The 5,380-nt window shown below is 70.5% G+C and carries 5 protein-coding genes; 1 reads left to right on the top strand and 4 read right to left on the bottom strand.

Features of this window, described 5'->3' with window-relative positions; genetic code table 11:
* Positions 1-186 precede the first annotated feature (186 nt).
* The 4 genes from V6M46_RS12065 to V6M46_RS12050 all read right to left on the bottom strand — a co-directional run bounded on the left by V6M46_RS12065 (position 187) and on the right by V6M46_RS12050 (position 4,529).
* The gene (locus V6M46_RS12065) at positions 187-1,443 is read right to left on the bottom strand and encodes a histidine-type phosphatase (protein WP_332665302.1); all 1,257 of its coding nucleotides are present in this window, start codon (positions 1,441-1,443) and stop codon (positions 187-189) included.
* A 166-nt stretch (positions 1,444-1,609) separates the two neighbouring features.
* Entirely contained in the window at positions 1,610-1,879 is a 270-nt protein-coding gene (locus tag V6M46_RS12060) for a GlsB/YeaQ/YmgE family stress response membrane protein (protein WP_332665300.1), read from the bottom strand.
* Between the two features lie 95 nt (positions 1,880-1,974).
* Entirely contained in the window at positions 1,975-3,504 is a 1,530-nt protein-coding gene (locus V6M46_RS12055) for a serine/threonine-protein kinase (RefSeq protein WP_332665297.1), read from the bottom strand.
* A gap of 71 nt (positions 3,505-3,575) precedes the next feature.
* Positions 3,576-4,529, bottom strand: a complete 954-nt coding sequence (locus V6M46_RS12050; RefSeq protein ID WP_332665295.1) for an FhaA domain-containing protein — start codon at positions 4,527-4,529, stop codon at positions 3,576-3,578.
* Between the two features lie 22 nt (positions 4,530-4,551).
* Here V6M46_RS12050 and V6M46_RS12045 point away from each other — a divergent pair, with 22 nt between their 5' ends.
* Positions 4,552-5,346 carry a hypothetical protein gene (locus V6M46_RS12045; RefSeq protein ID WP_332665292.1) on the top strand — a complete coding sequence of 265 codons (795 nt, stop codon included), beginning with the start codon at positions 4,552-4,554 and terminating at the stop codon, positions 5,344-5,346.
* The last annotated feature ends 34 nt before the right edge of the window (positions 5,347-5,380 follow it).

Raw genomic sequence — 5,380 nt, 5'->3', positions numbered from 1 at the left:
CGCCGAGCTGATCCGGTCCAAGCGCTCACTCGCCGATGCGGTCGTCAACGGCGGCGAAGGCGCGCTCACCGAGCTCTCGGACGCCGCGCTCGCCGACCTCGTACGCCTGCGGAAGTAGGGGCGAGACCGAAGAATCGGGTTTTGTCCGGCTATAGGCGGACAAAACCAGATTCTCTGGTCCCTCCGTCAGAGCAGGCAGCGCTTGAGCGCGGAGACCCGGTAGAAGTACGGGTCAGCGGTCGAGGGCGTGCATGAGCTGTGCAGCCTGACCGGCTGCTCGTTGTAGCGGATCGTCACGAGCACGCCACCGCGCGCGTTGCGGTAGGCCGCCCACTCGATGTTGCCGGCCATCCGCCCGGCGATGTAGCCCCGCCAGGTGTTGTTGCCGTACGAGTAGGGCGCACTGACCGAGGCCTGCTTCGTGCTGCGGGGCATCTTGCTCACCGCCGCGAACGGCATCGTGGTCTCGCCGTGCGCCAGCCTGAACACCGCGGCCTTGGTGCCGCCGGCGAGGCGCTTGTCGAGCTGGGAGAAGAAGTCCAGGAGGATCGGCCGCGCCTGACGGTAGGAGCTCGTCTGCCCCTTGACCCCCGGGCCGTAGCGGTAGAAGTTCTGCGCATCCTTCGCATAGCCCATCAGGCGGGCGTCGGTGAGCGGCACGTAACGGCTGAACGTCACCGGTGTCTCGCCCTTCATGCCCGGTGCGATGGTGTAGAGCGCGTAGATGTCCAGCGCCTTGGCCACCTGGCCGCTCAGGCTGTCGACGTACTTCGCGGTGTAGAGCTGACGCAGGACGTGTCGTGCGGCCGAGCGCACGTCGGACCGGCGGTGCACGCTGGCAATGGCCGCCCGGCCTGCTGTGGTCGAGCCGCTCGTGATGCGCATGCGGTCGTCGATCGTCCACGGCTTGAGGTCGAGGCCGGGGATCGCGGCGTCGAGGCCGAGGCGCAGCGACGTCGCACTCTGCTTGGTCCGGTAGAGGCTGGTCGTCTTGAAGGTGATGTCGTCACCGTCGGCCGCTGCCTTGGTGAGGAACTCGTGGTAGTTCGCTGCCGTGCGCCGGCCGATGCCCTGCCACTCGGCCCGGCCGATCGCACTGAGCCGGGCGTAGCCGATCGACACCTCGGCCGCCTGGAGCTTGCGGACGTCGTCGTCGAACAGCTTGCCGGCGGTCGTGAGCTGACCCTTCTTGGCAGCGGCGCTCCACACCGCGAGGGCTCGCTGCTCGGCGTCGTTGCTCGTCTGGCTGCGCGAGCCGTGCCGGGCGACGGTCTGCAGGAACGTCAGCTCATAGCCGGGCGGAGGGGTCCGGATCGACGTCGCCGCCGGATTGCCGTAGGGCGTCTGGTTGGAGTAGAACCGGTCGTCGCTGACGATGTCGGCCTGAGCCGAGCCGGCCAGCGCCGCGAGCATCGACACGATGAGGCTGATGAGCTTGAGCATGGTCCCCCTGTGATGGCCTGCTCAGTCTAGGTCGCGTGGGGGTCGCTCAGGTGCGTTCCGCGCGGTTCGCGGGACTGCCGCTGGCGTACCCACGCGAACGACGAGCAACCGCGCGTACGAGCGGGACCCCGACCGCACGGCCGGGGTCCCGCTCACGCATCCCTGACTAGAGGCGCGACTTGCTGCGTCCCGTCACCGTCGATGCAATGACCACCAGGACCGCCGCGACAGCAACGGCGACCGCCCAGCGGACCCAGTCGACGCCCGACGTGGTGTCTCCACCAGCCGCGTCGTAGATGTACCAGCCGATGACCACGCCACCGATGCCGCACAGGACGGTCAGCCAGATCGGGATGTTGTCCTTGTCGCCCGGAGCGACGAACTTGCCGAGCAGACCGATGATGATGCCTGCCACGATCACGCCGATGATCTCCATGAGGCTCCTCTTTCGTATTTGGTGCTGCGACGGGTGCGCCGCGGGATATGAGTACCCAGCGGCGCCCGGCCGATTCACCCCGGAGGGCGGCGGGGTCAGATCGCGTGCGGGTACGCGATGAACAAAACCACTGCCATTGCAGCGCCAGCCAGGTGAATCATGGCCATCATCAGCGACCCGAAGCGGAGCCGGATCCGCGAGACGCCGCGCACCACCAGCACCACCGCAGCCGCGGGCATCAGCACCCACGCGACGCCCCACGTCGATTCGAACACGTTGTCCGGCCACGCCACGCCGCCCGCCTCGGCGAACCCGGCGACCAGCAGGACGTACCACGGGAAGAGCATCGGCACCGAGCCGCGCGCCGCCGCTCCGGCAGCGAGCAGCAGTCCGCGCCGCATCGACTGGTCGACCACGCGCGGTGGCTGCGGCTCGCCCACGGCCGGGCCACCCATCGAGCCGAAGAAGGCCTGTCGGCGCATCAGCAGGTAGACGGCCGCGATCGCCACCGCCAGCATCCACCACCCCGACGAGTTGCTGTCCTGCATCGCCGGCGGGCGGTGCTCGTCGGACACGAAGACCGTGCTCAGCCACACCAACCCCGGCAGCAGCGCCACGATGAACGCACTCAGGGCGAGCCCCACCGCGTACGCCTTGAGCTTGCTCAGTCGAGTGACGAGCGGTCCGGTGGGCGTCCTTTCGACAGGCTCAAGGACCGGGGCAGGCTCAAGGACCGGCGCGGACCCGTTCCTTGAGCTTGTCGAAAGGACACCCGCCGACTCGTCGACCGGGCCGATGGCCGCCAGCGCCGACAGCATCTCGGCGACGTTCTGATAGCGGGCGGACGGATCGATCGCCATCGCCCGCTGCACCACCGCCGCCAGCGACGCGGTCACCTGCGGGGCCAGCTCGCGCGGGTCGGGCCGCGGGCGGCTGCGGTGTGCCAGCACCTGTGCGGCCATCGTGCCCTCGAACGGCGGCGCGCCGGTCAGGCACTCGTACAGCAGGCAGCCGACGGAGTAGATGTCGCTGCGCTCGTCGGCCCTGCCGTCGAACTGCTCCGGCGCCATGTAGTGCGGCGTCCCGGCCACCGTCGCGGTGGTGTCGGAGGCCGCCCGGGCGATGCCGAAGTCGACGATCTTGACTCCCCCGCTCGGTGTCACCAGGACGTTGGCGGGCTTGATGTCGAGGTGCAGGATGCCGGCCTGGTGGCAGGCGGCCAGCCCCTCCAGCACGCCGCGCACCGCGACGACCGACCGCATGCTGGGGCCGCGGGTGGCCAGCAGGTCACGCAGCGAGGTGCCCTCGACGAGCTCCATGACGAGGTGCGGGGTGACCTCGCCGTCGCCGTCCGCCATGTGTACGAGGTCGTGCACCGTGACGACGTGCGGGTGGGAGACGCGGGCCAGCGTCGCCACCTCACGGGTGATGCGACGCATTGCGCGCGGGTCGTCGGCGAGGAAGTGCGAGAACCGCTTGATCGCGACCTCACGCTGCAGCTGGCTGTCGCGGGCGCGGAACACGACGCCGTGGTTGCCCGCCCCGATCCGCCCGAGCAGCTCGAAGCGCTGCTCGACCGGCACGGTGCCGGGCGGCGTCGCCGGGCTCGCGAGAGGATCTGGCATCGGGCTGATCCTCCTGCTCCTGGTCGGCGAGACATTCACCATGACGGTACGTCGGGCAGGTTCCATTGTCCCTAGTGACTCGTGAGCCCCAGATGCACGGTTCCCGACGTGTCCAGCGCCGCGACGACGCTGACGCCGGCGAGCGCGATGACCGATCCCGTACGCAGGGTGGTCCAGTCATCGATGCGCTGGCCGTCGACCGTCGTGCCGTTCGTGCTGCCGAGGTCCTTGACCTGCCACTGCGTGCCCTGGAGCCGGATCGCGGCGTGGCGATAGGACACCTGGGGCTCCTCGAACCGCACCGGGCTCTCCGGCAGGCGGCCCAGCACGGCGCCGTCGGTCGGGACCGACGTCGTACGCTCGCCGCGCTCCAGCCGCAGGGCGGTCGCGACGTTCATGGTGGGTGCGGTGTCCTCGAGGTCGGGCACCAGCGCCGGGAAGTTCATCGTCGCCGCGGGATCGACGGCGACGGGCCGGATGGGCGCGGGCGGGGCGGCTGGTGCGCCGTCGACCACGACGTCCCACCCCATCGGCGTACGCTGCGGGTCGCGTCGCGCGGGATCGGCCCGGCCGCTGCCACGCGCCGGCGGCACCCACCCGGACCGCAGCCCCGGGTCGACCTCGACGACGACGGTGACCTCGGCCGGAACCGACCAGCCGGCCCGTTCGGCGTGCGCCAGATAGAGCTTCGCACCGTCCTCGCCGAGCCGCTCCAGGTCGCCGTCGGGGTCGAGCCGCTCCAGGTCCTCCGGGGCCACCCGCACGGTCAGCTCGGCGAAGGCATGGCGTTCGCCGCTCGGCATCACGACGTGCTGCCCGGTCAGCGCGCGTACGAACCGGCGGCGCAGCACCGCGGCGGAGCCGGTCGGGTACGCCACGAGCTTGGCGGCGACCTCGGAGGCGGCGGCCTTCTTGGAGCTCACACCGAAGATGCTCTGCGCGATCCGCAGCCCCGCCCAGACCACGGCGACGAACAGGACGACGATCAGCAGGTTGGAGGCGAGAACTGAGAGAGAGCCGGTCATGGCATCATCGTGAGGGTCACCCGTGGCCGACGTCGAGCCGCGGCGGAACGCATTCCACGAAGGAGCGCCGGTGCTGCACATCGCCTGGTCGGCCGGCGAGCAGTATGCAGGACAGGCGGAGCTCGAGCCCGGTTCGGCGTTCGTGCTCGCCCGCCGGATGAACCTGCCGGAGCAGCAGCCGCTCGTCGCCGAACGCATCGACGGGTCGGCATACGTCTTCGTGCGCCTCCCCTATGTCAGCGACCCCGCACTGGTGATCACCGCGACCGCCGGGCAGCCCGTCGTCCACCGCGGGCAGCGCGCCAACGGCGCGATCGTCGAGCTCACCGGGCCGTCCGGCGAGGCCACGACGCCGGCACCGGGCCAGAAGATCTCGGTGACCGACAGCGGCACCCGGATCGAGCTGCGCTGTCCCGGCCTGACGTTCGTCGCGGTCGTGGAGTTCGACCTGCCTGAGACCCAGCCGGCAGGATCGGGCACCGTGCAGCTGGGCGTCGACGCGCTGCAGCACGATGATGCCTGGCTGGTGGCGGCGATCGCGGTCGCGCTCTCGCCGGAGCACGGCGTGGTCGCGCACGGCGACCTCAAGCGCGCGTTCGCCCTGTGGCGCGGCACCGAGGTCCACAGCGACGGGGCCTTCGACCGCAACGTGCTGAGGCCGGCGCTGGCGTCGCGCGGGCTCGAGATGCCCGGTCCGCGGCTCAACAAGATCGTCTACCTGGTCGAGCGGTGCCGGCGTACGTCGGAGTTCCCCACACGCCTGCTCGACGACGTACGTACGAGGTTGCGCACCGCCGGCATGGACGTCGGCGCCTGAGCCCGGTGGCCGGGGGGTTGCCCCGGCCACCGGT

The sequence above is a fragment of the Aeromicrobium sp. genome (genome assembly GCF_036676885.1).
Classification (GTDB): Bacteria; Actinomycetota; Actinomycetes; order Propionibacteriales; family Nocardioidaceae; genus Aeromicrobium.
The sequence above is the reverse complement of the archived record's forward strand: the minus strand, read 5'-3'. Positions and strand labels throughout refer to the sequence as shown.